This window comes from Actinoplanes sp. SE50/110 (assembly GCF_900119315.1).
Taxonomy (GTDB): domain Bacteria; phylum Actinomycetota; class Actinomycetes; order Mycobacteriales; family Micromonosporaceae; genus Actinoplanes.
Genome location: NZ_LT827010.1, coordinates 2,993,250 through 3,018,985, shown reverse-complemented (window position 1 = coordinate 3,018,985; position 25,736 = coordinate 2,993,250). Strand labels below are relative to the sequence as shown.

Sequence of the window (25,736 nt, the reverse complement as noted above, 5' to 3'; positions counted from 1 at the left end):
CCGGACCGCCTCGCCCGGCGTTTCCCCACGCCGCTCACCGCCCGCCGCACGCTCCTTCTGTCGCGCCCTGACCAGACCGCCGTCCCGCGGCGTTTCCCCGCACCATCATTCCCCCGCCGCGCCTTCCTCCCGCCGCCCCGCCGCGCCTCACCTGGCAGCGCCTTCCCCGCGGCGTTTCCGGCGGCGCGCCTTTTGTCCGCCGCTTCCGCTCCCATCGCCTCGGGGATCAACTGTGGGCTGGAGCAGGCACACTGCGGGTTCAGGACACGACCTGGATCTGGAGCCGGCGCACCGCGGTTCAGCCGGCGGTCTGGTTCTGAAGCCGGCGCACCGCGGTTCAGCCGGCGGCCCGGGTCTGAAGCTGACGGACCACCCCGGTGACCGTATCGGCCGGGATCGCGAAGCCGAGCCCGACGCTGCCGGTGCTGTCCCCCGACGTGGCGATGGCGACGTTGATCCCGATCACCCGGCCGGCCGTGTCGACCAGCGCACCGCCGGAGTTGCCCTCGTTGATCGGCGCGTCGGTCTGCAGCAGGCCGGAGAGCTTCTCGGCACCGGTGTCCAGGCTGCGGCCGAAGGCGGACACGATCCCCGAGGTCACCGTCCCCTCAAGGCCGAGCGGGGCGCCGAAGGCCAGCACCGTGTCACCGACCGCCACGCTGTCGTCGGTCGCGAAGGTCACCGGGGTCAGCCCGGACACCCCGGTCGCCTGCACCAGCGCCAGGTCGTGCGTCGGGTCCGCGGCCACCACTTTGGCCGGCACCGTCGTGCCGGTGGACAGGCGCACGCTGACCGTGCCGTTCGAAGAGATCACGTGATGGTTGGTGAGGATCAGCCCGTCGGCGCTGACCACCACACCGGAGCCGAGCGACGATTCGCGCGCCCCGTCGACCAGCACGGTCACCACGCTCGGCCGCACCTTCGCGACGATCGGCGCCAGCTCGTCACCCTCGGTGATCGTGGTGGAGGCCACGGTCGTCCCGGAGATGCTGCTCGCCGTGGCCGGGCGCCCGTTCAGGTACTGCTCGGTCAGGAACGCTCCGGCACTGCTGCCACCGCCGACCAGGACCAGGACCAGGACCGCGGCGCCGCCGGCGATCCGGCGCTTCCAACGCGGGTCGGCCGGGGTCCGCACCATCGCCGGCGGGATGTGCGTGACGGGCGGGTAGAACGACGACGGTACGTGGTGATGCTCGGCGGCGGAACGGTTCAGCGGCTCGGTCATGTTCTTCACGGTGTTCCCGGAGATTGTCCCGAACCGGTGAGCGGTCTGTGACTTCGCTGTACGCCATCGCCCCTGTCGCCACCACGGCGCTGCCGGACCCCCGGCCACGCCCACCGCCCAGCGATCACCCGACCCCCGCTACGCCCACCGCCCAGCCATCACCACGGCGCTGCCCGACCCCCGGCCACGCCCACCGCCCAGCGATCACCCTACCCCCGCTACGCCCACCGCCCAGCCATCACCGGCACCGCTTTGACCCCCGCCACGCCCACCGCCCGGCCATCACCACGGCGCCGCCCCGACCCCGCCACGCCTGACGGCCCCGGCCTTCACCGCCTGCCTCGGATCATGCTCCGCGGGGGTCCCCCGTCCGAGTCGGTGCGTCGCGGTCGCCGACCGCCCCGGGTGCCATACGGTCTTTCCGGTGAATTCCGGTCGTATCGCCTGCTCCATCGGTTTTGTCATGCTGGTGCTGGGCTCCACCGCGGGATGCTCCCACTCGGACGCCGTGTGGGTGCAGGGCCGCGCCCATCCCGCCGCGAGCGCCCCGCCGCCCGCCGACAACCAGGATCGCTTCGTCGCTGCCGTCCGTCAGGAACTGCCCGAACTAGCCGTGGATCGCCGGGACGAGGAGATCGCCGATCTGGGCAGCACGGCCTGCGCGTCGGCACACGGTCAAGAACATGACGATCTTGCCGCGTACGGCGTATCCCCCGAACAGGCCCGCAAACTGACCGACGTGGCCCGGGCCGCCCTCTGTCCGTAGGCTCGCACGGCCCCGGCTCCACCCGGCCAAAAGTCGGAGGCGACCACAGCCGATCGAGACCCTCGGCAGATGTCGTACACAGCGGAAAACCCGAAGCTGGAAGCACACAGCGAATCGGGGAGGCAACCATGACCGCTCGAGGAATGCTCACCATGGTCGGCACCGCCGTCGGCGGTCTGATCGGCTGGCCGGAAAGCACACCGTCCGCCGACCCGGCGAGCCTGCGCACCCTGTTCGCCGACTTCGGCGTCACGGTCGGCCCGGAACCGGCGGACCTGACCCAGGCGGTGCTCGCCTTCCAGGCCCGGGTCGGCCTGGACACCGACGGCACCGCCGGGCCGGAGACGGTGCACCTGCTCGCCCGCTATGCCGCCGAGGCCCGTGAACTCAACGAGTTCCGCCGGGCCGCCTGACCGCCCTTTCGCGTCCCGCCCCCCACGGTCGCCGCACATGTCCGGCGTTCACGAGGTGACCGCATGAAGGGCCGGGTCGAGACGACAGGCGTCGTCCCGACCCGTACGGCCGAATCGGATTTTGAGGTTTTATCGCCTTTGATGGTCAGGGCCGGAGCTTGGCGAGGGCGAAGATCTGGCTCTCCTGCGGCCCGTCGGTCGGCGTGAAGAACACCGTCTCGATCGTTGCGACCTCGAAGCCGTGCTTTTCCAGGACCGCCCTGAGGTCCGGCTCCAGGTAGCCGGAAACGGTCACCGGCACTCCCATGAATTCGATCGGGATGCTGTCCGCGTCGAAGTTGACCATGCCGATCGCGAAGTATCCGCCCGGCTGCAGCCAGCCCGCGATCTTGTCGAGGGTGCGTTCGATGTCCGCCTTGCTGAGCATGAGCAGCGAGAAGAACGCGGTGACCGCCTCGAACCTGCCGAAATCCGCCGGCAGCTCGGCGAAGTTGGCATGCACGAACTCGGCCGCGGGCACCTGCTCACGGGCCAGCCGCAGCATGCCCTCGGCAATGTCCACACCGACAACGCGGTGATCCGACTCGGTCAGAACGCGGGCGGTCGGCACCCCGGTGCCGCAGCCCAGGTCGAGCACCGAGGTGCCGGCCGGAAGCAGGGTGCCGATCTTCTCGATCAGCGCCGACTGGTAGGGATTATGGCTGTGCTCGCCCTGATACTTCTCAGCGAGTTGATCGAAAACCTCCATGCGCGAACGCTACCCCGCCCAGACTCCACAGTAGAAGAATGATCACCCGGGAATCAGCCGGGTGACGCCTTCCCGTCCCGCACGGACGCACAACCCGCAACGCGCGCGGAGCAGACCGACAACCCGCCCCACGCGGACACACAACCCGCAACCCGCGCGGAGCAAACCGACAACCCGCCCCACGCGAACACACAACCCGCAACCCGCGCGGAGCAAACCGACAACCCGCCACAGGCTGGCTCACGACCCGCAGGAAGCAAGCGGCGGGGTCAGCGGGCTGGCGGCTGCGCTGGGGGACCTGGCGGGTTATTCGTCGAAATCGACCACCACTTTCGGGGAAGTGGCCGTGCTCTGGCAGGTGAGGACGAAGCCGGCGGCCAACTCGGCGTCTTCCAGGGCGAAGTTGCGGCGCATGGCGACGTCGCCTTCGATGACGCGGGCTCGGCAGGTGCCGCAGACGCCGCCCTTGCAGGCGAACGGCAGGTCGGGCCGGGCGCGCTGGACGCCGTCCAGCAGGGTTACGCCCTGTTCGACGGTGACCGTGGTCGCGCGGCCGTCCAGGTGGACGGTGATCTCGCTGCTCGGGCCGCGGGACTCCGGCTCGGGGCGAACCGGCTCGGGCGGCGCCTCGTCGGCCCAGAACAACTCTCGGTGGATGCGCTCGGGTGCGACCCCGGCCTCGCTCAACACTTCAGTGGCGTCGACGACCATCCCGAACGGGCCGCACAGCCACCAGTGGTCGACCGCCGGGACGTCGATCAGCAGCGGCAGCAGTGCCCGCAGCCGGGCCGCGTCGAGGCGACCGGAGAACAGGTCGGCCTCCCGGGGCTCCCGGGACAACACGTGGACCAGCTCCAGCCGGGCCGGATAGCGGTCTTTCAGGTCGGCGAGTTCCTCGGCGAACATCACCGTGTCGGTCCGGCGGTTGCCGTAGAGCAGGACGACCTCGGCATCCGGCCGACGCAGCAGGGACGCGGCGATCGACAGCATCGGGGTGATGCCGGAGCCGGCCGCGATCAACACGTGCCGCCCGCCCGCCGTGAGATCGGGGGTGAACGTCCCGGACGGCGGCGCCACCTCCAACTCGTCACCGACGCGCAGGTCGTGCACGATCCAGCCGGAAATCCGGCCGCCGGGCACCTCGCGCACACCGATCCGGGGCGCGCCGCCGGCGGGGGCGCAGATCGAATACGTTCGGCGTTCGCCGGCCCGCTGGACCGTCAGCGACTGACCGGGCCGGAACGCGAATCGCTCGGTCAGCTCGGGCGGCACGGCCAGGGTCACCGCGACCGCGTCCGGGCACAGCCGATCGACCGCGGCGACCCGCAGCGTGTGGAAACCGCTGATCGCCACGTCAGATCTCCTTCATGTGTTCGAACGGCTCCCGGCAGGCCGGGCATCGACGCAACTCCCGGCAGGCGGTGGCGCCGAACGCGGCGACCGCTTCGGTCTCCGCCGAGCCGCAGCGCGGACACGGGACGGCGCCGGACCGCGGCGTGAGGGTGAGCGGGATCGGCCCGCCCGCCCGGCGAGGCGCGGCCCCCGGTGGCGCGATGCCGGCCTCGGCGAGCTTGCGGCGGCCGGACTCACTGATCCAGTCGGTGGTCCAGGCCGGCGCCAGCACGGTGCGCACCTCGACCGGCCCGAAGCCGGCCCGGCGCAGCGCCGTAGCGATGTCGGCGCGGATCGCCTCCATGGCGGGGCAGCCCGAATAGGTCGGGGTGATCGTCACGACCACACCGTCACCGTCCTGCCGGACCTCGCGCACGATCCCCAGCTCGGCCAGGGTCACCATCGGCAGCTCCGGGTCGGTGACGGTGCCGACGACCAGCTCGGCGTTCATCGCCGGCCGCCCGCGAGAACACCAGCCGGCGCGCCCATCACAGCGCGCCGTGTGAAGCGACGGTCATCGCACCCGTGGGCCTCGCTCAGACCCTGAACAGTGCGATGGTCACCCCATCCTCGAGGCCCGCGCAGACCACGGTCGGAGCGATGGTCACCGCAACCTCGAGGCCCGCGCACGCCACGGTCGGAGCGATGGTCACCGCAACTCCGCGGCCCGCGCACGCCACAGTCGGAGCGATGGTCACCGCAACTCCGCGGCCCGCGCACGCCACGGTCAGAGCGACGGCCATCGCATCTGCGGGGCCCGCGCAGGCCCGAGGCGGTGAGGTGACGGACGGTGGTCACCACGTACCTCCGGGGACAGCACGGGCCAGCTCCTGCATTTCGGCGAGGATCTCGCCGAGGGCCGTGGTGTGTGCGCCGTCGCGGCCCTGGCCAGCGGCCTCGTCGTCGTCCGTCACCGAGCCGGCGTCGATCGTCGCCGCGGCCAGCACCTCGGCGAGCACCATGTCGAACTCGGCACGAAGGGTGGCCGGGTCGACGGCGACGCCGTCGGCCGCCAGCCGCGCCTCGACCTCGTGCGGGCGGAACAGCTCGCCGGCCGCTGAGAGCACCCCGGTCATCGCCGCGGTCATCCGGTCGTGCGACAGCGGGGTGCCGTCGCCGAGCCGGACCACCCACTGCGCGGCGTAGTCCCGGTGATAGGTCAGCTCCTTGACCCCCTTGGCGGCGATCGCGGCCAGCATCGGGTCGCGGGAGGCGGCGAGCCGGTCGAAGAGCGCCAGCCGCCAGGTCGCGAAGACCAGCAGCCGGGCGGTCAGCTGGGCGAAGTCGCCGTCGGCCCGTTCCGCCAACCGCACGTTGCGGAACTCGTGCGGGTCACGGTGGTAGGCCAGCGCGTCCTCGTCATGCCCGCCACCCCCGGCCTCCCCGGCCCGGGTCAGCAGCAGCCGGGCCTGCCCGAGCAGGTCCAGTCCGATGTTGGCCAGCGCCAGTTCGTCCTCGAGCTCGGGAGCACGGGTGACCCACTGCTGCAACCGGTGGGACATGATCAGCGCGTCGTCGCCGAGCATCAGGCAGTAGGTGGCCAGGTCGCCCCGATCCACCCCGTCGGGGAACGCGGCGGGCACCCCGGCGAGGGGGTCGGTGAAGCCGGTCCCATACGCCCAGCGGGCGTCGTCGTCATGATCGGTGAGCGCACCGTACGCGTCGTCGAAGGCCATGGTCACCTCAGATGTGCGGCACCGAGTCGGGGATGGCGTAGTACGTCGGATGCCGATACACCTTGTCGGCGCTCGGCTCGAAATACGCCGCCTTGTCATCGGGGTCGCTGGCCACCACGTCGTCGGAGAGCACGACCCAGATGCTGACCCCCTCGTTGCGCCGGGTGTACAGATCCCGCGCGTGCTGCAGAGCCATCCGGTGGTCGGCGGCCCGCAGCGAGCCGACATGCACGTGGTTGAGGCCGCGCTTGGCCCGCACGAACACCTCGAACAGCGGCCACTCGTGGCGTACATCGTCGCTCATCGCCCGCTCCCGGTCTGTTTCGCCGCGTGCGCCGCGGCGGCTTCGCGCACCCAGGCCCCGTCGGTATCCGCCTGCCGGCGCCGCGCGATCCGCTGCCGGTTGAGCGGCCCATCACCGGTGATCACGCGTTTCAGCTCAGCCCAGTCGGGCTCACCGAAGTCGTAGTGCTCCCGGTCGGCGTTCCACCGCAGCTCGGAGTCGGGCAGGGTGACGCCGAGCGCCTCGGCCTGCGGCACACTCATGTCGACGAACCGCTGGCGCAGCTCGTCGTTGCTGTGCCGCTTGATTTTCCACGCCATCGAGCGGGCCGAGTTCGGTGAGTCACCGTCGGGCGGGCCGAACATCATCAGCGAGGGCCACCACCAGCGGTTCACCGCATCCTGCACCATGTCCCGCTGGGCCGGGGTGCCGCCCATCATGGTCATCAGCAACTCGTAGCCCTGCCGCTGGTGGAAGGACTCCTCCTTGCAGATCCGGATCATGGCCCGGGCGTAGGGCCCGTAGGAACTGCGGCACAGCGGCACCTGGTTGCAGATGGCGGCGCCGTCGACGAGCCAGCCGATCACCCCGACGTCGGCGAAGCTCAGCGTCGGATAGTTGAAGATCGACGAATACTTCTGCCGACCCTCGATCAGCCGCCGGGTCAGATCGCCCCGGTCGGCGCCGAGCGTCTCGGCAGCCGAATAAAGGTAGAGCCCATGACCGGCCTCGTCCTGCACCTTTGCCAGCAGGATCGCCTTGCGCCGCAACGTCGGGGCGCGGGTGATCCAATCGCCCTCCGGTTGCATACCGATGATCTCGGAGTGGGCGTGCTGGGCGATCTGCCGGATCAGGGTCTGGCGGTATCCGTCCGGCATCCAGTCCCGTGGCTCGACACGCTGATCCCGCGCGATCGTGTCGGCGAAGGTCTCCTCACCGCTCATGACGTCGCCGCCGGCACGTGGTGGCGGGACTGGAGGGTGAAGAACCGGCCGCTCACGAAGTAGTCGTCGGTCAGCGAGGCGGTCGCGGCCGGGTTCGCTCCGGTGCCGTGCAGGTCGCTGAACGCCGCCGTCTGGTTCACGAAGACGCCGCCGGTCAGGTTCTCCGAGAGGTGCACGCCGGCATCCAGCGCCGCTTCCCGAGCGGCCGCGAGCACCTCGGACGACGTGGAGTGGACCAGCGCGGTCAGCGCGCCGTGCGCCCGCACCGTCTCGGTGAACACCCGCAGGCTGTGCTCGGTGGAGTCGGTGGTGATCAGGAACGAGACCGGCCCGAACCACTCGCGGGTGTAGGTCTTGTCGTCGGCGGCGTCCAGGCTCAGCACCACCGGCGTCCGGATGGTGGCGCCCGGGAACTGCTCGTCGGTGACCTCGGTGGACGGGTGCACCACGCCGGGCGACCCGGCCGCCTCGGTGAGCCGGGCCAGCACGCCGTCGTTGACGATCGCGCCGAGAGTGCCGGCCGCCCGTTTCGGATCGCCGAGCAGCTTGCCGAGCGCGGTGGCCAGGTCCGCGCCGAACTCCTGCGGGGTGCGACGGCCGGCTTCCGTGTCGATGCCGTCGCGGGGGATCAGAAGATTCTGCGGGGTGGTGCACATCTGGCCGCTGTAGAGCGAGAGCGAGAAGGCCAGGTTGCGCAGCAGGCCGCGGTAGTCGTCGGTGGAGTCGAGCAGGACCGTGTTGAGCCCGGCCTTCTCGGTGTAGACGACGGCCTGCCGCGCGTTCGCCTCGAGCCAGTCGCCGAACTCGCTGGAGCCGGTGAAGTCGACGATCCGCACGTCGGGATGCGTGGCGAGGGTGGCGGCGATGCCGTCACCCGGCTCCTCCACGGCGAGCGTGACGACGTCCGGGTTCAGCCCGGCCTCGGTCAGGACCTCCCGGCAGATCTGCACGGTGATGGCGAGCGGCAGGACCGCGCCCGGGTGCGGCTTGACGATGACCGGGTTGCCGGTGACCAGGCTGGCGAACAGGCCGGGGTAGCTGTTCCACGTCGGGAAGGTGGTGCAGCCGATCACCAGGGCGACACCGCGGCCGACGACGGTGCCGGTCTTGGTCATGCTCAGCGGGTCACCGCCGCGCTGCGGCTTGGCCCAGGACGAGGTGCTGGGCATGCGGGTGGTGGCGGCCAGCGCATAGGCGATGGCCTCCAGTGCACGGTCCTGCGCGTGGGCGCCGCCGGCCTGGAAGGCCATCACGAACGCCTGCCCCGAGGTGTGCTGGACGGCGTGCGCCATCTCGAAGATGCGCGCGTTGATCCGGCGCAGGATCTCGGCGGCGATCCCGGCCCGGCCCTGCGGGCCGACGGCGCGCCAGGACGGGATGGTGGCGCGGGCGGCGGCGACCAGGGCGAGCGGGTCGGCCTTGGGGTAGCTGACACCGAGCTCGATGCCGAACGGCGAGCGCTCGGTGGACACGGTGCCGGTGGCGCCGGGGACGTCGATCGGGAACCGGTTGCCGAGCAGGGCGGCGAAGGCACGCTCGCCGGCGGGTGCGGCGTCCTCGCCGTACACCGACTTGCTGGGCGACTCCGGGTAGGCGGACCAGTAGTCGCGGGCGGAGGCCGCCTCGATCGCGCGCTCAAGCAGCTCACGGTGGGTGGCGTACAGGTCAGCGGGTGTCGTCATGCGTTCGCTCCGTTGCGATCGGTGGTCCCCTCATGTTTACCAACCATTCGGTCGGTAATTCAAGCCCTCGCCTTACTCTCCTCGTCAGGTCTGACATATTTCGCTCCATGGACACCGCGCAGCCCGCACCGCGCCGCCGCGGCCGGCCCGGCCACGACGTCGACGCCGTGCTGGCCGCCGCGGTCCGGCTGTTCAACGCGCACGGGTACGACGCGACCAGCATGTTCGACGTCGCGGAGACGCTCGGCATCACCAAGTCGACCCTGTACCACCACGTCAGCAGCAAGGAGCAGCTGCTCGGGATGGCGGTGGATCGCGCGGTGGACGGCCTCTTCGAGGCGGCCGAGCAGGTGCGTGACGCGCCGGCATCCGCGACGGTACGCCTGGAGGCGCTGGTCCGGAGCAGTGTTCTGGTGCTCGCCGAGCGCCTGGAGTTCGTCACGCTGCTGCTCCGCGTCCGCGGCAACACAGCGGTCGAACAGCACGCCCTGGCTCGTCGCCGGGAATTCGACGCGCTGGTCACCGAGCTCGTCAAGCAGGCCCAGGCCGAAGGGGGCGTCCGCGCGGACGTGGACCCGGCGACCGCCGCGCGTCTGCTCTTCGGCATGGTCAACTCGCTGGTGGAGTGGTACCGCCCTGATCGCGGCCGGCCCGGGGCGCTGGCCGACACCGTGGTCCGGCTCGCTTTCGACGGACTTCGGACAATAGACACAACCGATGATCAACACGTTCAAGACGAACAATGAGTTAACGTTGCCCCAGGCGGGCAGGAACCCTTTACGGGGCGGCTCTCCCGCGGGCCACGTCGCACGCGGGACGGATTCGCCCGGAGGCCGGGTGTCATCGCCGCCAACGACGTCGGCGGTGACACTCCCGCGCAGGCGAACCGTCCGCCACCCGCGGCGTCAGCCCGACAACGCGTACAACTTGGGCCGATCGACCAGACTCACCGGGATGCGCTCCGCGGTCCGCAGCGCCCGCACCGCCGCGTCCGAGACGACCGAGGCGGCATAGCCGTCCCACGCGCCCGGGCCGCCGGCCTCTCCACCGCCGACCAGCGAATCGGCCCACTCGCGCAGTTCGATGTCGTACGCCGGGCCGAACCGCTCCCGCCAGTCCTCGGGCACGGGACTCGCCAGCCGGCCCGCCCGGCGCACCGCGATCAGCCCGGGATCGCCGAGCGAGACCGTGCCGTCCTCGCCAAGGATCTCGCCGCGGATGTCGTAGCCGTACCGGGCGTTGACCGAGATTTCGACATCCACCAGCACCTCGTTCGCAAGCTCGAGAAGCAGCAGTGACGGGTCGGGCAGGACGCCGGCGTTCCGGCTCGCCCGCGGACGCAGCACGCGTACCGCGGTCACCTCCGCGCCGAACATCCAGCGCACCATGTCGATCTCGTGCACGGCGGTGTCCGTGATCGTGTTCTCCGGCTCGTAGAAGGACGGCACCCCGGCGTTGCGGTGCGCACAGTGCATCATCAGCGGGGCGCCGATCACGCCACTGTCCAGCACCCGTTTCACCGCGCGGTAGGCCGGGTCGTACCGCCGCATGTAACCCACCTGCACCAGCCGGCTGCCGTGCGCGACCTCGGCCTCCACGATGCGCAGGCAGGCGTGCTGGCTGGTGGCGAGCGGTTTCTCGCAGAAGACCGGCTTGCCGGCGGCGATCGCGGCCAGCACGTATCGCTCGTGGGTCCGGCCCCAGGAGCAGATGACGACGGCGTCGACCCGGGGCGAGGCGATCAGGTCGAGACCGTCGGTGAAGACCTCGGCGCCGACCGAGGCGGCGACGCGGGAGGCCAGGACCAGGTCCACATCGGCCACCGCGACAACCGAAATCGCGGACATTCCGGTCGCCATCCGACGGATGTGGTCGCGGCCGATCAGGCCGGTGCCGATCACTCCGACGCGTACTGCGGCCAGGGCGGTCATGCTGCACTCCCCCTCATCCGAAGGTCCGGGAATCTCCGCGAAGTCCCTGGTGGACGTTTATGTGGACGCGTATCGCCCTTTCCGGGTGGCCTGCCGGAGTGGCAGGATGAAGGCCGACCGCAAAGGCTGTTCCCGCGGAGGTAAATCATGATCGGCGCTCCAATTCACGCGACAGTTCCGCGAGTTCGTCACCCCCGGCCATCTGCGTGGTCAGCTCCTCCAGGGTGACGCTGCCGCGCCCGGCATCGAGGATGGCCACGCCCCGCTGGAGGATCACGAAATGATCCCCCACCAGGTAGGCGTGCTGCGGGTTGTGGGTAATCAGGATGACGCCGAGGCCCGCATCCCGAGCTGCGGCGATGTACTTCAGCACCACCCCGGACTGCTTCACGCCGAGCGCCGCCGTGGGCTCGTCGAGGATCAGCACGCGGGCGCCGAAATACACTGCGCGGGCGATGGCGACACACTGCCGCTGGCCGCCCGACAGGGTGCCGATGGGCTGATTGATGTCAGCCACCGCGATACCCATTTTGCGGAGTTCCCGGTCGGCGATGCGGCGCATTTCCCGCACGCGCATGCCAGCCAGGGGGAAACGACCGGAGACGATTTCCGAGCCAAGAAAGAAATTGCGCCAGACCTCCATGAGCGGCACCACCGCGAGGTCCTGGTAAACGGTGGCTATTCCCAGATCGAGCGCGTCGCGCGGCGAGCCGAGGAACCGGGCGGCACCGTCGACCTTGAGAGAACCAGAGGTGTGTGGATGCAGGCCAGAGATGATCTTGATAAGCGTGGACTTGCCCGCGCCGTTGTCGCCCAGCACGCAGGTCACCTCACCGGCCCGGACCCGTAGGTCGATGTCCAGCAGGGCGCGGATCGCTCCGTACGTCTTACCGACGCCGGTCAACTCGATCAGGAGTTCGCCGCGCCGCAGACCGCGGTCGGCGTGGTCGGCCAGGGTGTCGGTCACGTCAGTCCTCCTCCTGTGCGGCGACGCGGGCAGAAGGCGATGCCGGGTCGCTGGACGGCGGGGCACCCGCGAGCACGGGCGGGCGAGCAGAGGTCGACGCCCGGTCGCGTGGGGGTGGTGTGTCCGCGGTTGAGGAGAAGCTGGCCGTGGAGGTGGCCAGGCGTTTGACGTACGTGTTGACCAGAACCGCGAGCAGGAGCATGACGCCGAGGAAGGCCTTGAACCAGTTGGGGTCCCAGCCGGCGTAGACGATGCCGAGGCTTGTCATGCCGAAGATGAAAGCGCCGATGGCCGCGCCTACAGCGTTGCCGAAACCGCCGGTGAGGAGGGTGCCGCCGACCACCGCGGCGATGATGTAGAGGAATTCGTTCCCGACGCCGTTGCCGGCCTGCAACGTGTTGAAGCGGTAGAGCGAGTGCATCCCGATGAACCAGCCGAGGAACGACACGGTCATGAACAGACCGATCTTCGTACGGGTCACCGGGACGCCGACGGCGCGGGCGCTCCCGGCGGAGCCTCCGACAGCGTAGATCCAGTTGCCGATCCGGGTGCGCTGGAGAGTCCACGCGGCCAGGGCGACGAACAGGGCCCACCACACGACGGTGATCCAGATGGTGGCGAAATCGATGGTGATGCTGGAGGCGAACAGCTTCTGCAGGGATGCGAAGCCGTCGATGGCGGTGATGTCGCGGCTCGACACCGATCCGGTGACCAGTTTCGTGACGCCCAGGTTGGCGCCCTGCAGAACGAAGAACGTGCCCAGCGTGATCAGAAAACTGGGGATGCCGGTGCGGGTCACCAGCCAGCCGTTGAGGAAACCGACGAGGAGACAGAAGGCCAGGGACAGCGCGGCGCCGACCCAGAGGTTGACGCCGAAGTACCAGCAGAACATCGAGTTCACCAGGCCGGCGCTGGTGGTGATGACGCCAGCGGAGAGGTCGAACTCGCCGCCGATCATGAGGAGGCCTACGCCGACCGCGACGATGCCGATCGTGGAGGACTGGTAGAGGACCGTGAAGAACGCCGCGGTGGACCGGAAGGACGGAGCTACCACGAGGAAGAACAGGAAGATGACGACGGCTGCGGCAAGGGCGCCGACCTCGGGTCGCGCCAGCAGGCGGGCGGCTCGCCGGGCCCTCGATCGGGTTGTGCCACGGGCTGGTTCGGGCTGGGAACCCAGCGCCGTGGCATGGCGGGCTGAGCCCACGGGCTGGCGGGCTGAGTCTGCGGGCTGGCGGGCTGAGTCTGCGGACCCGGTGAGGTGGTGGGCAGGGTGGGTGAGGTGGTGGGCAGGGTCAGTGAGGTGGTGGGCATGGTCGGTGAGGTCGCGGGTGCCGGCGGGATCAGCGGTTTTTGCGGGGTCGGGGGTTCCGGGAGGAGTGGGAGGGGTCATCGAGTGTTCTTCTCCGTGAACGGGAGGATCTTGTCGATGTTGGTCTGGTCCACGAAGGACGGACCGGTGAGGACGGGGCGGCCGCCGCCGATGTCGTTGCCGTTCTTCAGGTACAGGTACAGGGAGGTGACCGCCATGTAGCCCTGGACGTAGGGCTGCTGGTCGATGGCGAACTCGACCTCGCCGTTCTTGATGCGCTTGGCCATCTCCTGGTTCAGGTCGAAGGTGACCAGCTTGGCTTCCGAGGACGCCTGCTGTTTGGCGTTGATCGCGTCCAGGGCGACCGGGGCGCCGAGGGTGACGATGTAGTCGATCGACTTGTCCTGAGCCAGCTTCGCCTGCAGGGTGGTCGTGACCGCGCTGTCGTCGGCGCCGTTCACCTGGAGATTCTCGGTGGCGGGGACGGCGCTCTTGACGCCGGCGCAGCGGGCTTCCAGGGCGACCGAACCGGTCTGGTGGATCACGCACAGGGGGTGCTTGGCGCCCTCGCCGGCGATGCGTTTGCCGAGGCTGGTGCCGGCCAGGGACTCATCGGAACCGAAATACATCAGGGCGCCGAGTTTCTGGTACTGGTCGATGCCGGCGTTGAGGCCGACAACCGGGATACCCGCGGTGGTCGCCGACTTGACCGCACCGGCCAGGGCGTCCGGGGTGACCAGGGTGGTGGCGATGCCGTTGACCTTGGCGTCGACGGCGCTCTGGATCAGCTGGGCCTGCTTGCCGGCGTCCGGGTCGTTGGAGTACTTCAGCGTGACGCCCTCGTCCTTGGCGGCCTGCACCGCACCCGCCCGAACCTTGTCCCAGAACGTGTCTCCGGGGGTCTCATGAGTGACGAACGCGATCGTGTAACCGGAACTGCCGGGCGCGTTGCCGCCCGCGCCCGAAGTGTCCGCGGCGGACTTGTCCCGGCCGCCACCGCTGCACGCCGCCAGCGCGAGCACGGTGGCCGTCCCGGCGGCAAGCAGGCGTTTCCTCATGCGAAGTCTCCTGTCTCTTCCAGATACCGGCGGGTGCGGGTGGCAATCGGCAGGGGAACGTCGAAGTCGACCGGATACATGTCCTGCTCGACCACGACGAACAGATCCGCGTCCAGGGCGGCGAGCGCGGAGAGCACGGTCGGCACGTCAGGCGTGCCACGTGGTGGGGCGACACTGACGCCGAGAGCCACGGCCTGCGCGAAAGCGAGATCTTCGGCTTCCGCGCGGAGGGCGATGTCCGGGTCCATCTGCTTCAGGTGGACGTATCCGATGCGGGAGGGATAGGCGGCGATCAGTGACAGGATGTCGGCGCGGCGGTAGGCGAGGTGGCCGGTGTCCAGGCACAGCGACACGAAGCGGGGGTCGGTGCCGTCCAGGAAGCGTTCGATCTGAGACTGGTTCTCCACCTGGTAGTCGGCGTGCGGGTGGAAACGGAGGTTGAGGCCGTACTCCTCGGTGACTATCCGGCCGAGGGTGTTCGTGTTGTCCAGCAGGGCGCGCCACTGGCCGGCACCGAGCGTGGCGGGTTCCAGGTATCCGCCGGTGGCGTCGTCGCGGTAACCGGGAACAGGGACGAAGACGACGTCGCGGCCGCCGACCGCGCGGGTCAGGGCGGCGACGCGGCGGGTCCCGGCGACCACGGCCGGAAAGTCCCTGTGCGGGCCGCCGACGCCGCCGACGGTGCCCGCGGCGCAGGACAGGCCGCGGGCCGCCAACTCGTCGGCGAGTTGAGCGGGGTCGGTGGGCAGGTAGCCGTGTGGGCCGAGCTCCAGCCAGCGGTAACCGGCCTCGGTCAGCTCGTCGAGGAACCGGGACCAGGGGATCTGCCGGGGATCCGCGGCGTACCAGACACCCCAGGAATCGGGGCAGCTGCCGAGTCGCAGCCGGCGCACGGGGCTCACCACGCCCTCGACAAGGGCGCCGCGACGGAAGGCCGGGGTTTGGCAGCGACCTGGTCAGGGACGGCGGAAGGAAGTGATCGTCTGACGAGGGGTCGGCAGCAAGCGGATGCCGGCAGCGGGGTGGGGGCGGATACGGCGCCAGCGGTGGAGTGGCCGGCGGGACGGGGGTGGCTCGGGCACATCGGGTGGCCTCCGGGTGCGGTTGGGCGGTGGGGTGGTCAGCCTCCGGCTGCGGGTAGGTGGTCGGGGAAGTCAGCCTCCGAGTGCGGGTAGGTGGTCGGGGAGGTCAGTCACCGGGGCGTAGGTGGGGGCGTTGGTCGCGTTTGGCTTCGAGGTAGGCGGCGCGGGCGTGGCGGGTGCTGTGCAGGGTGGCGACTTCGGCGACCGGGACGTCCCACCACGCCTCCGAGGACGGGGCGGCGGCGAGTGGGTCGGTCTCGATGTGGAGGAGGGTGAGATGGTCGTGTTCGCGGGCTCTCTTCAGGCCCTCGGCCAGGTCGGCTGTGGTGCGGCAGCGGATCACCGCGGCGCCCAGGCTTTCCGCGTTCAGTGCCAGGTCGACGGGAAGGAGCGCGCCGTCGTAGTCGCCGGTCTGCGGGCTGCGATAGCGGTAGCTGGTGCCGAACCGCTGCGAGCCGACCTGTTCGGAGAGGGCGCCGATCGAGGCGAAACCGTGGTTCTGCACGAGGATGACGATCAGTTTCACGCCTTCGGCGATCGCGGTGACGATCTCCTGCGCCATCATCAGGTACGACCCGTCGCCGACCAGTGCGAACACTTCGCGGGACGGGTCGGCCAGCTTGATGCCGAGGGCGCCGGCGATCTCGAAGCCCATGCAGGAGTAGCCGTACTCGACCTGGTACTGCTTCGGATCCCGGGACCGCCACAGCCGCTGCAGGTCGCCGGGAAGGCTGCCGGCCGCCTGCACCACCACGTCGCGCGCCCCGCACGCGTCGTTGACCACGCCGATCACCTGCGCCTGCGTCGGCAAGCCGCCGCCCGGTCGGAGATGCGCGGCGACGACCGCGTTCCACCCGGCCACGTCCTCCTGGAACTCATCGGTGAACCGCCTGCCGTGCAGCGCCGGACGCAACGCCTGCAACCCGGCCCGGGCGTCCGCGACCAGCGGCAGCGCGGCGAGTTTGCCCGCGTCGAACGAGGTCACGTTGAGGTTCACGAACCGGACGTGCGGATGCCGGAAGGCGGTCCGGGACGCGGTGGTGAAATCCGAATACCGGGTGCCGATGCCGATCACCACGTCGGCGTGCCCGGCGAGCCGGTTCGCGACCGGGCTGCCGGTCGCCCCGATCCCGCCGACCTCGTTCGGATGATCCCAGCTCAACGCGCCCTTGCCGGCCTGGGTGTCGGCGACCGGGATGCCGGTTTCCCGGGCGAACCGGTCGAGCTGCGCCGACGCCTCCGAGTAGATCACCCCGCCACCGGCCACGATCAGCGGCCGGCGCGCGCCCCTGATCACGGCGGCCGCCCGCTCCACGGACAACGGGTCGGGAACAGGCCGGGTGATGTGCCAGACGCGTTCGGCGAACAGGTCGTCCGGCCATTCGTACGCCTCAATTTGCACGTCCTGGGGAAGGCAGACGGTGACCGCACCGGTCTCCGCCGGGTCCGTCAGGACCCGCATCGCGCCGAGCAGCGCCGCAGGCAGCTGCTCGGGCCGCCAGACCCGGTCGAAGAACTTCGACAGCGGCCGGAACGCATCGTTGACCGACACGTCGCCGGCGCGCGGATCCTCCAGTTCCTGCAGCACCGGGGTGGCGACCCGGGTCGCGAACACGTCGGACGGCAGCAGCAGCACCGGAATCCGGCTGATCGTGGCGAGTGCCGCGCCGGTCAGCATGTTGGTCGAACCGGGACCGATCGACGCGGTGCAGGCCATCGTCGACAGACGGTTGCGCATCCGGGCATAGCCGACCGCGGTGTGCACCATCGCCTGCTCGTTGCGGGCCAAACGGTACGGCATCGACGGCGACCCGGTGCGGTGCGCCTGCACCAGTGCCTGACCGATTCCGGCCACATTGCCGTGCCCGAAGATGCCGAGAAAGCCGGCCACCGCCCGCTCGCGGATCCCGTCACGTTCGGTGAACTGATTGGCCAGGAATCGGACGGCCGCCTGCGCGACGGTGAGCCGGTGCTTCACCTCGACCCCCGCAGAGGATGCCGCTTGACGTCCGCCCTCGCGACGGTGCGCCGGCGCCTCACCGGACCACCCGTAAAAGATGCCGTCTCACGTCCGCCTCCGGGTCAGCAGTTCGCGGTCTGTGGTCAGCGGCAGCCGCGGATCGACAGCCTGCACCGCCCAGGCCTCGCGCACCCACCCGTGCGCCGGATCGTCGGTGATCAGCCACCGCCGCTCCCCCGGCCCGGCCATCACGTTGAGGTAGTACAGGTCGTAGCCGGGGGCGGCCATCGACGGCCCGTGCCACCCGTACGGAATCAGCACCACGTCCCCGGTGCGCACCTCCGCGCACACGTCGATCGGCCGATCCTGATCACCGTAGACGCGCTGATAGCCGCAGCCGGGCCGCCCGGACGGCGACGTCGCCACCTCGTAGTAGTAGATCTCTTCGAGCGTGTCGTGGCGGTGCGGCGGATACGACGACCAGTTGCCGCCGGGCGTGAGCACCTCCACCGCGATCAGCGCGTCGGCTTCGAACGATTCGGGGGTGCAGAAGTTGTTCACCTGACGGCTCGCCGACCCGGCACCGCGCAGTTCGACCGGCACGTCCTCGGCCGCTCCGTAACGGAACGGGAGTTGCCGGCGGGCGCGGGCGGCGGGCAGCGCGAACCGGCCGCCGTTCGGCGCCCGCAGGGTGACCGCGGCATCCCGCGGCAGGTAGGCGAAATCGGTCACCCGGGAGAAGACGGACCGGCGGCCGGTAAGCGTCAGGCGTTCGTCGTCGCAGGCCACGTCGCAACCGCCGGACAGCGGCAGCACCAGCATCTCGTCGCTGCCGGTGACGAAGGTGACGCGTCCGCCGACCGGCAGCTGCACCACGCGCAGACCGCTGTGCGCCCAGCCCGCGTTCTCCGGGCTGACCACCACGTCGTACGGCCGGTCGGCGGTGGAACCGCGCGGCACGACCGGATTGGCCCGGGCCTCAGCCATGATCGACATCCGGCAGGTCGGGGCTCTCCGAGAGGCGCGCGGGAGCGCGACCGGCGGCCAGCAGTTCGTGCACCTCGGCGGCGGTCGGCATGGCGTCGGCGCAGGCCAGTCGGGAGGCGACGAGCGCACCGGCGGCGTTCGCGAAACGGATCGTCTCGGCCAGCGGCCAGCCGGCGAGCAGCCCGTGGCACAGGGCCCCGCCGAAGGCGTCGCCGGCGCCCAGGCCGTTCACCACGTCGACCTCGATGGCGGGGGCGTACGTCGTTTCCGTCCGCGTGGCGGCCCGCACCCCCGCCGGCCCCTGCTTGAGCACCGCCAGCTCGACCCCGGTGGCGAGCAACCGGCCGAGCAGGTCGTCGTCACCCCCCGCGGTTGCCGCCCCGCCGACGCCATCAGACGCGGCAACCACCCCGCCGATGCCGCCGACCGCGATCGCCACCTCGTCCACATTGCCGATCGCGACGGTGGCGTATCGCAGGGCTTCGAGATACCAGGGCCGGGCCTCCTCCGGCGACGCCCAGAGCATCGGTCGCCAGTCGAGATCGAAGACGGTCACGCCGGTGCGGCCTCGGGCCCGCAGGGCGGCCAGTGTCGCCTCCCGGGACGGAGCGGCGCTCAGCCCGGTCCCGGTGACCCAGAAGATGGTGGCGGCGCGCACGGCGGCCAGGTCCACGTCGTACGGGGAAATCTCCAGATCGGGGGCTCTGGGGTAGCGATAGAAGTAGAGCGGGAACCGATCCGGCGGAAAGATCTCACAGAATGTCACGGGGGTCGGCAGGTGCTCGACGACGCCGACGAACCGATCGTCGACGCCGAAACGGCGGAGCGCATCCCGCAGGTAGGAGCCGAACGGGTCGGCGCCCACCCGGGTGATCACCGCGGCGCGCCGGCCGAGCCGGGCCGCGGCGACGGCCACGTTGGTGGGGCTGCCGCCGAGGGATTTGGCGAAGGTCCGTACCTGAGCGAGCGGTGTCCCGAGCTGCTCCGGGTAGAGATCGACGCCGATCCGTCCCATGGTCAGGACCTCGTGTGCGGACATGCCCGCCCCCTCCGGCCTAGCCACCCGGGAGGGTCAGGTCCCGTGCGGTCACGGACGCAACGCGATGAACCAAGCCGTCAGCGCGGGGTAACCGTCCAGCAACGCTGAGTGGACCTGGTCTCGATGTAATTACGCGACCGCGTCCGCGTCAAGAGCCTGGACGCCACATCGGACGAAAAGGGGCGACCACGACGGCCGCCTCGACCTGCGCCACGAGCTGCTGCAGCTCGGCCGGAAGATCCCGCCGGGACTGCTCGGACAGCCGGTCCCGGTCACGCGCGGTGAGGGCGGCCAGCACCTGCCGGTCCAGGCCGGTGGCCCGGATCAGGCCGGAAACCAGCAGGTCGGGCACGTTGAGCGGCTCGCTGCCGGCGACCTTGGTGCGAATCCGGGTGGCCGGCCAGGCCGCGGTCATCGCGTCGGCCGGCACGAACGAGCTCCTGGTGCCGAGCAGTCCGCGTCTCTCCACCCGCCGGATCAGGCCACCGCGGGCGAGCCGACGTCCGACCAGGTCGGTGGCACTGCCGGTGGCGAGCCGGGCGAGCCAGTCGCGCAGGCCGCGCCGATCGGCCTCACGCAGGATCCGCTCCAGCAGCGCGGTGGTGGCGGTGTCGCCGGTCGGACGCTTGTCGGTGACCACCAGGCCGGCGCTGATCAGGTCGATGCGGCGCCACAGGATCAGCTCGCCGAGCAGCGCGGCGCCCAGGCCGAGACCGAGGGCGGCCGATCCGAGCAGCGGCCGGCCACTGCTCGCGTCGTGCGCGGTCAGGTAGAGATCATCCGCGGGCGGTAGCTGCGGCGGCGCCACGGCCGGTCTCCTCTCGACGCCGGGCCGCACCCGCAGAGAGTGGCACGGCTCGATCAAACCCTAGACCATCGAGATCAAATTATTACGGTACGTCATTTTCCTTGCGGATAGTTGACGCATCAAGTACCGTTCGGTGCAGATAGTTGAAGTTTCAACGGAGGTCATCGTGCGCATGCCGGCCCTGTTCCTCAGCCACGGCGCGCCGCCCCTGGTGGACGACCCCACCTGGGTCGCGCAGCTGCGTGACCTGGCGGCCGCCCTCCCCCGGCCGAAGGCCGTCCTGATGGCCTCCGCGCACTGGGAGTCGGCCCCGCTGATGCTGTCCGCCACCGAGACCGTCCCGCTGGTCTACGACTTCGACGGGTTCGCCCAGCGCTACTACGAGGTGCAATACCGCGCTCCGGGCGCCCCCGTCCTCGCCGACCGGGTCGCCGCGCTGATGCCGGACGGCGAGACGGTCGCCCGCACCCGCCGCGGCCTGGACCACGGCGCCTACGTGCCGCTCACCGTGATGTATCCGGAGGCCGACATCCCGGTGCTGCAGATGTCGCTGCCCACCCTGGAGCCCGACCGGCTGCTGGAGCTCGGCGCCCGGCTCGCCCCGCTGCGCGACGAGGGGGTGCTGATCGTCGGGTCCGGCTTCACCACGCACGGCCTGCCGTTCCTGCGCGACTGGCGGCCCGACGCGGCGGCCCCCGGATGGTCCCGCGAGTTCGACGCGTGGGCGGCCGAGACCCTGGCCCGCGGCGCGGTGGACGAGCTGGCCGACTTCCGGTCGGCGGCGCCCGGCATGCCCTACGCACATCCGACCATCGAGCACTTCGCGCCGATGTTCCTCACCCTGGGCGCGTCCGGCGCGCCGGAGCAGGCGCCCGAGCAGCCGATCGACGGTTTCTGGATGGGCCTGGCCAAGCGTTCCTTCGTCAGCGCCTGACCGGAACACGCCGGCGCCGAGCGGAGTACCCGGGCAGCTGACCGGAACACGCCGGCGCCGATCAGAGTACCCGGGCAGCTGACCGGAGCGCGCTTCACCCGCGCCGAGCGGCGGAAAGGGCGGGTTTACAGGGATCATCCAGCCGGTTCGGGGCGTTCTTTACAGCAACGTCGAGGATCCTTGAAGCATGCTAGAGGTCACCGCGCTCGGCTGGACCCTGACCATTGGCGTCATCGTCGCCCTGCTCGCCCTCGACCTGACTCTGGGGGTGGTGCGTCCGCACGTCGTCGGCTTCCGCGAGGCGGCCGGCTGGTCGATCTTCTACATCGGCGTGGCGGTCGCCTTCGGCCTCGTCTTCGCGAGCGTCGCCGGCTGGGGCTACGGCACCGAGTATTTCGCCGGCTACATCGTCGAGAAGAGCCTGTCGGTCGACAATCTCTTCGTCTTCGTGATCATCATGAGCACCTTCGCCGTCCCCGAGCGGTATCAGCAGGAGGTGCTCACCTTCGGGATCATCATCGCGCTGGTCCTGCGGGTCGCTTTCATCGCGCTCGGCGCCACCCTGCTCAACCTGTTCTCGTTCATGTTCCTGATCTTCGGGTTGATCCTGATCTACACCGCCGTCCAGCTTTACCGGCACCGCGACCAGGATCCCAGCATCGAGGACAACGCGCTGGTCCGGGCCGGCCGCCGGCTGCTGCCGGTGACCGACGACTACGTCGAGGGCAAGATGATCACCCGGGTCGGCGGGAAGCGGATGGTGACGCCGCTGCTGCTGGTCCTGCTGGCGATCGGCAGCACCGACATCCTGTTCGCCCTCGACTCGATCCCGGCGGTCTTCGGGGTGACCGAGCAGGCCTACATCGTCTTCGTCGCCAACGCGTTCGCCCTGCTCGGCCTGCGCGCGCTGTTCTTCCTGGTGAAAGGGCTGCTCGACCGTCTGGTCTACCTGTCCACCGGGCTCGCGGTCATTCTGGCCTTCATCGGGGTGAAACTCGTGCTGCACTGGGCGCACAAGGCGATCAGCCACGCAGTCCCCGAGGTCGGCACGCCGGTGTCGCTCGCGGTGATCATCGGCATCCTGGTCATCACGACGGTGGCGAGCCTGGCCAGGTCCCGCCGCGATCCGGCACTGAAAGCACACGCCGGCAGCCTGAAGGCACACCCCGAGCAGGAGCCCCGACGGTAACGGCGCCGCCCCGGGAGGGAAAAGGCCCGGGCCGGACCCGACGACGGGATCGCCCCCGGCGCCGTGGGGGCGCCCGGGGCGATCGTCGGGGGCCGGCACGCTCCGGGGACGGTCCCGAGCGGGCATGATGACCCACGGTCCAGTGTGTACCGACGAGCGCCGCCGTGGTTGCCGGCCGACCGGAAGGTCCGCGGCTACCGGACGACGCCCGTCGCGGGGCTGCCGCCGAGAGAGCGCCGTTCGGCGTCCTGCCGGCTGAGGATGGCCTCGATCGCGCGGGTCTCCTCAGCGGTGTGCCGCCCCAGCACGAGATCGAGTTCGGTCCGTTCGGCGGCGGTGCGGAACGCCGCGAGCTCCTCGCTCAACCGGCGGTGGGCACGGCGCTCGGCGAGACGGTGGGCGAGGGCGACACGGATCTGACGAAGGGTAGGCATCGGGCACTCCTTAACGGACAGTGACGGAGAAAGCCTGCTCCCACAACCCTGCCCGACCTCTGCTTCATCCGGGAATCCGGCAGGTAAAAGCGCAAAGTCGAAAGTATCCCGCGTCACCCTCAGTGACCCACGGCACCTGTTACGTCGGGTCGCCTTCGAGCACCTGAAGACGTGACGAGAGTTGCGTCCGGGAGCGCACCCCGAGCTTGCGGTACACCCGGGTCAGGGTGGCCTCCACGGTCTTCACGCTCAGATACAGCCGGGACGCGATCTCCCGGTTGCTGGCCCCGTCCCGCACCATCACCGCGATCCGCAGCTCGGTCGACGTGAGTCCCTGCTCGGGCGCCAGGCTGCCCTCGGTGCGGGCCAATGCCCGCTCGGTCTCCTCGGCCCACGGCCGGGCGTCCGCGTTCATGAAGATGGCCAGCGCCGCGCCGATCAGCAGGCGGGCCGCGGCGTACCGGCGGCGACGGCGTTCGGCCCCGCCGGCGACCAGCAGGGCGTGCCCCTGCTCGACCGGCTGGCGCAGCTGCTCGAACAGCTGGGCGGCGGCGGTCGACAACTCGACCGCGGACTCCGCCTGGCCGCTCTCCGACTGCACGATCGCGGTCGCCCGGTCCAGGTAGCCGGCCAGCGCCGGGGTGCTGCCCAGCTGTTCGGCGGCTTTGCGGGCGCGGGCCAGGGTCTCGGCCGCCTCGACGTGCTCGCCGAGCGCGGCCAGCCCGGCCGCCAGGTCGGCGTGCCAGCGGACGATCATCGGATCCGAGTTGCCGGCCTCGGCCTCCAGGTCGCGCAGCCGGCGCAGGGCGGCCACCCCGGCCCGGGTGTCCCCGGACCGCAGCCCGGCCTGGCCCAGCGCGTGCAGGTTGCGGCGCAGGTAGAGGTTGTCCCCCTCCTGTTCGGAGGCGCGGATGCCACGCTGGGCGAACCCGGCGGCGGCCGGGAGACTGCCGCCGGCCAGCTCCGCCACGGCCGCGGTGTACCAGGTGGGACCGGGACTCAGGCCGGCCTCCTGCGCCGCCTGGACGGCCCGGTGGGCGTAGCGCAGCGCCTCCCGGCAGCGGCCCGCCCGGGTCGCCACCTCGGAGAGGCTGCGCAGCACCTCGACCCGGGCCTCGCCGATCCGGTCGTGTTCGGCGACCGCGAGCAGGCGCAGCAGCTCGGCGCGCGCCTCGTCGAGCCGGTCGTCGATCAGCGCGAACCGGGCGGCCATGTAGTGCGGGCCGTAGTGCAGCCAGTCCGGCGCCGGAAAGGCCGGCAGGGCCAGGGCGCGGGCCAGCGACTCCCGCCACCGCGGTTCGCCGCGCATCCGCTGGATCTGGGCCAGGCCGCTGAGCGCCATCGCCTCGCTGGTGGCGTCGCCGGCCCGGTGCGCGATCTCGGCGGTGGCGACCGCCTCGGCGGCCGCCCGGTCGGGCTCGCCGGTGATCATCGCCTGCCAGGTGAGCCGCAGCCGGACCGGGGCGAGCAGGGCCGGATCGTCGCCGGCCTCGGCCAGGGCCGCGGCGAACATCTCGCCCATCTCGCCGAGCGCCTGGCCGGCCAGATCGATCAGCACGACCCGGGCCCGGACCCGGTGCCCGGCCGGGGCGTCGGCGGCGATCACCGCCTCGGCGGCCCGGCCGGCCAGCGCCGGTGCGCCACCGGTGAGCGCGGTGCGGGCCGCGGTGACCAGCCAGTCCAGGCGTTCGGCGGCCAGCGGGTATGGCGCGCGGTCGGCGGCGAGCAGGTACAGCTCGGCGGCGGTGCGGTCGGCGCCACGCGCGGCGCACTGGGCGGCGGCCTCGGCCAGCCGCCGGGCGCCGGCCGCGTCCGGGCGGGCGCTGCGCAGGGCGCGATGCCGCAGCGCCTCGACCGGGTCCAGCGCGGCCTCGGCGAGGGCGGCGTGCTGGCGGGTACGCTGCGCCGCCTCCGTCTCCTCGACGAGCACCTGGGCGATCAGCGGCGGGGTGAACCGGATCGCCTCCCCGGTCAGCTGCACCACCCCGGCCGCCTCGGCCAGCCGCAGCTCCCGGGCGGCGTCGTCGCGGCCGGCCCGCAGCAGCAGGGTGCGTGTCGGGTCGGTGGCCAGCGCCGCGGTCAGCAGGGTGGCGATCGCCTCCGCGGGCAGGCCGGTGAGCAGCTCACGGGCCAGGTCGCGGGCCGCCTCGGGCAGCGGGGCCGGACGCCAGGCCGGGCCGTCCGCGCCGGTGCTGCCCAGTGCCAGGGCCAGGAACGGGTTGCCGGCGCTCGCCGTGTGCAACCGGCTGGCGGTGCGGCAGGGCAGGCCGCGGGCCTCCAGCATGGCGGTCAGGTCGTCCGGGGCGAGCGGCGGCACGGTGAGCTCGGTGACCGGCGCCGGGCAGAGCCGGGCCGCGCGCCGCCGGCCGGCCGGGTCGGGGCGGCGCTCGGCGGTCAGCGCGCGGACCCGGGAGCCGGGGCGACGGCGCATCGCGAAGGTGATCAGCGCGGCCGACTCCGGGTCCAGCCACTGCACGTCGTCGAGGACCAGCAGCACCGGGGCGAGCCGGGAGCAGTGCGCGAGCAGGGTGGCCAGCAGCAGCCGGCGGGCCGGGGCGGGCGCGCCGGAGCGCGGTGGCCGACCCTGCCGCAGGCCGGCGATCGCGTGCCGGGCGGCCGGCGGGAGGGCCGCGACGACGTCCGGCGGGACCTGCCGGACGAGGTCGGCGACCCCGGCGTACGCCAGGGTCCGCTCGCCCCGGGCCGGCCGCAGCCGCAACAGCAGCTCACCGCGGGCCACCGCCTGCTCGGCGACCGCGTCGAGCAGCGCCGTGCGCCCGATGCCGGGCGGACCGCAGAGCGCCACTCCGCCGCCCACGGCGAGCCGCACGTCGATCTCCGCGAGCAGTCCCGCCCGGCCGAACAGAATCGGCGAGTCGCGCCCCAACGCGCCACCCCCTAGTCCG

General features: G+C 71.2%; 24 protein-coding genes. 5 read left to right on the top strand and 19 right to left on the bottom strand.

All coding sequences use genetic code 11. The annotated features are described in order from the left end of the window. Positions 1–337 precede the first annotated feature (337 nt). Positions 338–1,225 (bottom strand): S1C family serine protease, encoded by an 888-nt coding sequence (locus ACSP50_RS13395; RefSeq protein WP_014689870.1) that lies wholly within the window; start codon positions 1,223–1,225, stop codon positions 338–340. Positions 1,226–1,649: 424 nt separating this feature from the next. Between ACSP50_RS13395 and ACSP50_RS13390 the strand changes: the two genes are divergently transcribed. Together ACSP50_RS13390 and ACSP50_RS13385 are read left to right on the top strand one after the other, a co-directional pair. After that, positions 1,650–1,991 (top strand): DUF732 domain-containing protein, encoded by a 342-nt coding sequence (locus ACSP50_RS13390; RefSeq protein ID WP_155123495.1) that lies wholly within the window; start codon positions 1,650–1,652, stop codon positions 1,989–1,991. Between the two features lie 128 nt (positions 1,992–2,119). After that, a complete protein-coding gene (locus ACSP50_RS13385; RefSeq protein ID WP_014689872.1) occupies positions 2,120–2,404 on the top strand; it encodes a peptidoglycan-binding protein in 285 nt (94 codons plus the stop codon). A gap of 145 nt (positions 2,405–2,549) precedes the next feature. Here the strand turns inward: ACSP50_RS13385 and ACSP50_RS13380 are convergent, their stop codons facing one another. From ACSP50_RS13380 to paaN, 7 genes are all read right to left on the bottom strand, one after another. After that, complete coding sequence (locus ACSP50_RS13380) at positions 2,550–3,152, bottom strand: class I SAM-dependent methyltransferase (RefSeq protein ID WP_014689873.1); 603 nt, start codon at positions 3,150–3,152, stop codon at positions 2,550–2,552. 306 nt (positions 3,153–3,458) lie between these two features. Further along, positions 3,459–4,505 (bottom strand): 1,2-phenylacetyl-CoA epoxidase subunit PaaE, encoded by a 1,047-nt coding sequence (gene paaE / locus ACSP50_RS13375; protein WP_014689874.1) that lies wholly within the window; start codon positions 4,503–4,505, stop codon positions 3,459–3,461. Position 4,506: 1 nt separating this feature from the next. Then, positions 4,507–4,995: a 1,2-phenylacetyl-CoA epoxidase subunit PaaD gene (gene paaD, locus ACSP50_RS13370; protein WP_014689875.1), complete on the bottom strand. Its 489-nt coding sequence runs from the start codon at positions 4,993–4,995 to the stop codon at positions 4,507–4,509. Positions 4,996–5,338: 343 nt separating this feature from the next. Then, positions 5,339–6,220, bottom strand: a complete 882-nt coding sequence (gene paaC, locus ACSP50_RS13360; RefSeq protein ID WP_014689876.1) for a 1,2-phenylacetyl-CoA epoxidase subunit PaaC — start codon at positions 6,218–6,220, stop codon at positions 5,339–5,341. 7 nt (positions 6,221–6,227) lie between these two features. Next, a complete protein-coding gene (gene paaB, locus ACSP50_RS13355) occupies positions 6,228–6,524 on the bottom strand; it encodes a 1,2-phenylacetyl-CoA epoxidase subunit PaaB (protein ID WP_014689877.1) in 297 nt (98 codons plus the stop codon). Then, positions 6,521–7,447: a 1,2-phenylacetyl-CoA epoxidase subunit PaaA gene (paaA, locus tag ACSP50_RS13350; RefSeq protein ID WP_014689878.1), complete on the bottom strand. Its 927-nt coding sequence runs from the start codon at positions 7,445–7,447 to the stop codon at positions 6,521–6,523. The genes paaB and paaA overlap by 4 nt, the downstream gene beginning before the upstream one ends. Further along, positions 7,444–9,129 (bottom strand): phenylacetic acid degradation protein PaaN, encoded by a 1,686-nt coding sequence (gene paaN, locus ACSP50_RS13345; protein WP_014689879.1) that lies wholly within the window; start codon positions 9,127–9,129, stop codon positions 7,444–7,446. Before paaN ends, paaA begins: the two co-directional genes overlap by 4 nt. Positions 9,130–9,236: 107 nt before the next feature. On the opposite strand from paaN, the gene ACSP50_RS13340 reads away from it, so the two are divergent. Continuing rightward, entirely contained in the window at positions 9,237–9,875 is a 639-nt protein-coding gene (locus tag ACSP50_RS13340) for a TetR/AcrR family transcriptional regulator (RefSeq protein ID WP_014689880.1), read from the top strand. 159 nt (positions 9,876–10,034) lie between these two features. Here the strand turns inward: ACSP50_RS13340 and ACSP50_RS13335 are convergent, their stop codons facing one another. From ACSP50_RS13335 to ACSP50_RS13295, 9 genes are all read right to left on the bottom strand, one after another. After that, a complete protein-coding gene (locus ACSP50_RS13335) occupies positions 10,035–11,060 on the bottom strand; it encodes a Gfo/Idh/MocA family protein (RefSeq protein ID WP_014689881.1) in 1,026 nt (341 codons plus the stop codon). A 145-nt stretch (positions 11,061–11,205) separates the two neighbouring features. After that, entirely contained in the window at positions 11,206–12,027 is an 822-nt protein-coding gene (locus tag ACSP50_RS13330; RefSeq protein WP_014689882.1) for an ATP-binding cassette domain-containing protein, read from the bottom strand. A 1-nt stretch (position 12,028) separates the two neighbouring features. Continuing rightward, positions 12,029–13,081: an ABC transporter permease gene (locus tag ACSP50_RS13325; protein WP_231956923.1), complete on the bottom strand. Its 1,053-nt coding sequence runs from the start codon at positions 13,079–13,081 to the stop codon at positions 12,029–12,031. Positions 13,082–13,416: 335 nt separating this feature from the next. Continuing rightward, positions 13,417–14,397 carry a substrate-binding domain-containing protein gene (locus tag ACSP50_RS13320; RefSeq protein ID WP_014689884.1) on the bottom strand — a complete coding sequence of 327 codons (981 nt, stop codon included), beginning with the start codon at positions 14,395–14,397 and terminating at the stop codon, positions 13,417–13,419. Then, positions 14,394–15,299: a TIM barrel protein gene (locus ACSP50_RS13315; RefSeq protein WP_014689885.1), complete on the bottom strand. Its 906-nt coding sequence runs from the start codon at positions 15,297–15,299 to the stop codon at positions 14,394–14,396. Before ACSP50_RS13315 ends, ACSP50_RS13320 begins: the two co-directional genes overlap by 4 nt. Before the next feature lie 286 nt (positions 15,300–15,585). Then, the gene (gene iolD, locus ACSP50_RS13310) at positions 15,586–17,457 is read right to left on the bottom strand and encodes a 3D-(3,5/4)-trihydroxycyclohexane-1,2-dione acylhydrolase (decyclizing) (RefSeq protein ID WP_014689886.1); all 1,872 of its coding nucleotides are present in this window, start codon (positions 17,455–17,457) and stop codon (positions 15,586–15,588) included. Positions 17,458–17,544: 87 nt separating this feature from the next. Next, on the bottom strand, positions 17,545–18,426 hold the full coding sequence (gene iolB, locus ACSP50_RS13305; RefSeq protein ID WP_014689887.1) for a 5-deoxy-glucuronate isomerase: 882 nt from the start codon (positions 18,424–18,426) through the stop codon (positions 17,545–17,547). Continuing rightward, a complete protein-coding gene (gene iolC, locus ACSP50_RS13300; RefSeq protein WP_014689888.1) occupies positions 18,419–19,465 on the bottom strand; it encodes a 5-dehydro-2-deoxygluconokinase in 1,047 nt (348 codons plus the stop codon). The genes iolB and iolC overlap by 8 nt, the downstream gene beginning before the upstream one ends. A gap of 148 nt (positions 19,466–19,613) precedes the next feature. After that, positions 19,614–20,273: a GPP34 family phosphoprotein gene (locus ACSP50_RS13295; RefSeq protein ID WP_014689889.1), complete on the bottom strand. Its 660-nt coding sequence runs from the start codon at positions 20,271–20,273 to the stop codon at positions 19,614–19,616. Positions 20,274–20,445: 172 nt separating this feature from the next. Between ACSP50_RS13295 and ACSP50_RS13290 the strand changes: the two genes are divergently transcribed. Beyond that, a complete protein-coding gene (locus ACSP50_RS13290; RefSeq protein WP_043511412.1) occupies positions 20,446–21,207 on the top strand; it encodes a dioxygenase in 762 nt (253 codons plus the stop codon). A gap of 187 nt (positions 21,208–21,394) precedes the next feature. Then, entirely contained in the window at positions 21,395–22,396 is a 1,002-nt protein-coding gene (locus tag ACSP50_RS13285; protein WP_014689891.1) for a TerC family protein, read from the top strand. Positions 22,397–22,590: 194 nt separating this feature from the next. Here the strand turns inward: ACSP50_RS13285 and ACSP50_RS13280 are convergent, their stop codons facing one another. Together ACSP50_RS13280 and ACSP50_RS13275 are read right to left on the bottom strand one after the other, a co-directional pair. Beyond that, entirely contained in the window at positions 22,591–22,830 is a 240-nt protein-coding gene (locus tag ACSP50_RS13280) for a hypothetical protein (RefSeq protein WP_014689892.1), read from the bottom strand. A gap of 139 nt (positions 22,831–22,969) precedes the next feature. Further along, a complete protein-coding gene (locus ACSP50_RS13275; RefSeq protein WP_014689893.1) occupies positions 22,970–25,717 on the bottom strand; it encodes a LuxR family transcriptional regulator in 2,748 nt (915 codons plus the stop codon). Positions 25,718–25,736 lie beyond the last annotated feature (19 nt).

Coding starts and splice junctions, on each gene's coding strand:
- ACSP50_RS13395 (WP_014689870.1), bottom strand. CDS start 1,225: ATGACCGAGCCGCTGAACCGTTCCGCCGCCGAGCATCACCACGTACCG.
- ACSP50_RS13385 (WP_014689872.1), top strand. CDS start 2,120: ATGACCGCTCGAGGAATGCTCACCATGGTCGGCACCGCCGTCGGCGGT.
- ACSP50_RS13380 (WP_014689873.1), bottom strand. CDS start 3,152: ATGGAGGTTTTCGATCAACTCGCTGAGAAGTATCAGGGCGAGCACAGC.
- paaD (WP_014689875.1), bottom strand. CDS start 4,995: ATGAACGCCGAGCTGGTCGTCGGCACCGTCACCGACCCGGAGCTGCCG.
- paaC (WP_014689876.1), bottom strand. CDS start 6,220: ATGGCCTTCGACGACGCGTACGGTGCGCTCACCGATCATGACGACGAC.
- paaB (WP_014689877.1), bottom strand. CDS start 6,524: ATGAGCGACGATGTACGCCACGAGTGGCCGCTGTTCGAGGTGTTCGTG.
- paaA (WP_014689878.1), bottom strand. CDS start 7,447: ATGAGCGGTGAGGAGACCTTCGCCGACACGATCGCGCGGGATCAGCGT.
- paaN (WP_014689879.1), bottom strand. CDS start 9,129: ATGACGACACCCGCTGACCTGTACGCCACCCACCGTGAGCTGCTTGAG.
- ACSP50_RS13340 (WP_014689880.1), top strand. CDS start 9,237: ATGGACACCGCGCAGCCCGCACCGCGCCGCCGCGGCCGGCCCGGCCAC.
- ACSP50_RS13335 (WP_014689881.1), bottom strand. CDS start 11,060: ATGACCGCCCTGGCCGCAGTACGCGTCGGAGTGATCGGCACCGGCCTG.
- ACSP50_RS13320 (WP_014689884.1), bottom strand. CDS start 14,397: ATGAGGAAACGCCTGCTTGCCGCCGGGACGGCCACCGTGCTCGCGCTG.
- iolB (WP_014689887.1), bottom strand. CDS start 18,426: ATGGCTGAGGCCCGGGCCAATCCGGTCGTGCCGCGCGGTTCCACCGCC.
- iolC (WP_014689888.1), bottom strand. CDS start 19,465: ATGTCCGCACACGAGGTCCTGACCATGGGACGGATCGGCGTCGATCTC.
- ACSP50_RS13290 (WP_043511412.1), top strand. CDS start 20,446: ATGCCGGCCCTGTTCCTCAGCCACGGCGCGCCGCCCCTGGTGGACGAC.
- ACSP50_RS13285 (WP_014689891.1), top strand. CDS start 21,395: ATGCTAGAGGTCACCGCGCTCGGCTGGACCCTGACCATTGGCGTCATC.
- ACSP50_RS13280 (WP_014689892.1), bottom strand. CDS start 22,830: ATGCCTACCCTTCGTCAGATCCGTGTCGCCCTCGCCCACCGTCTCGCC.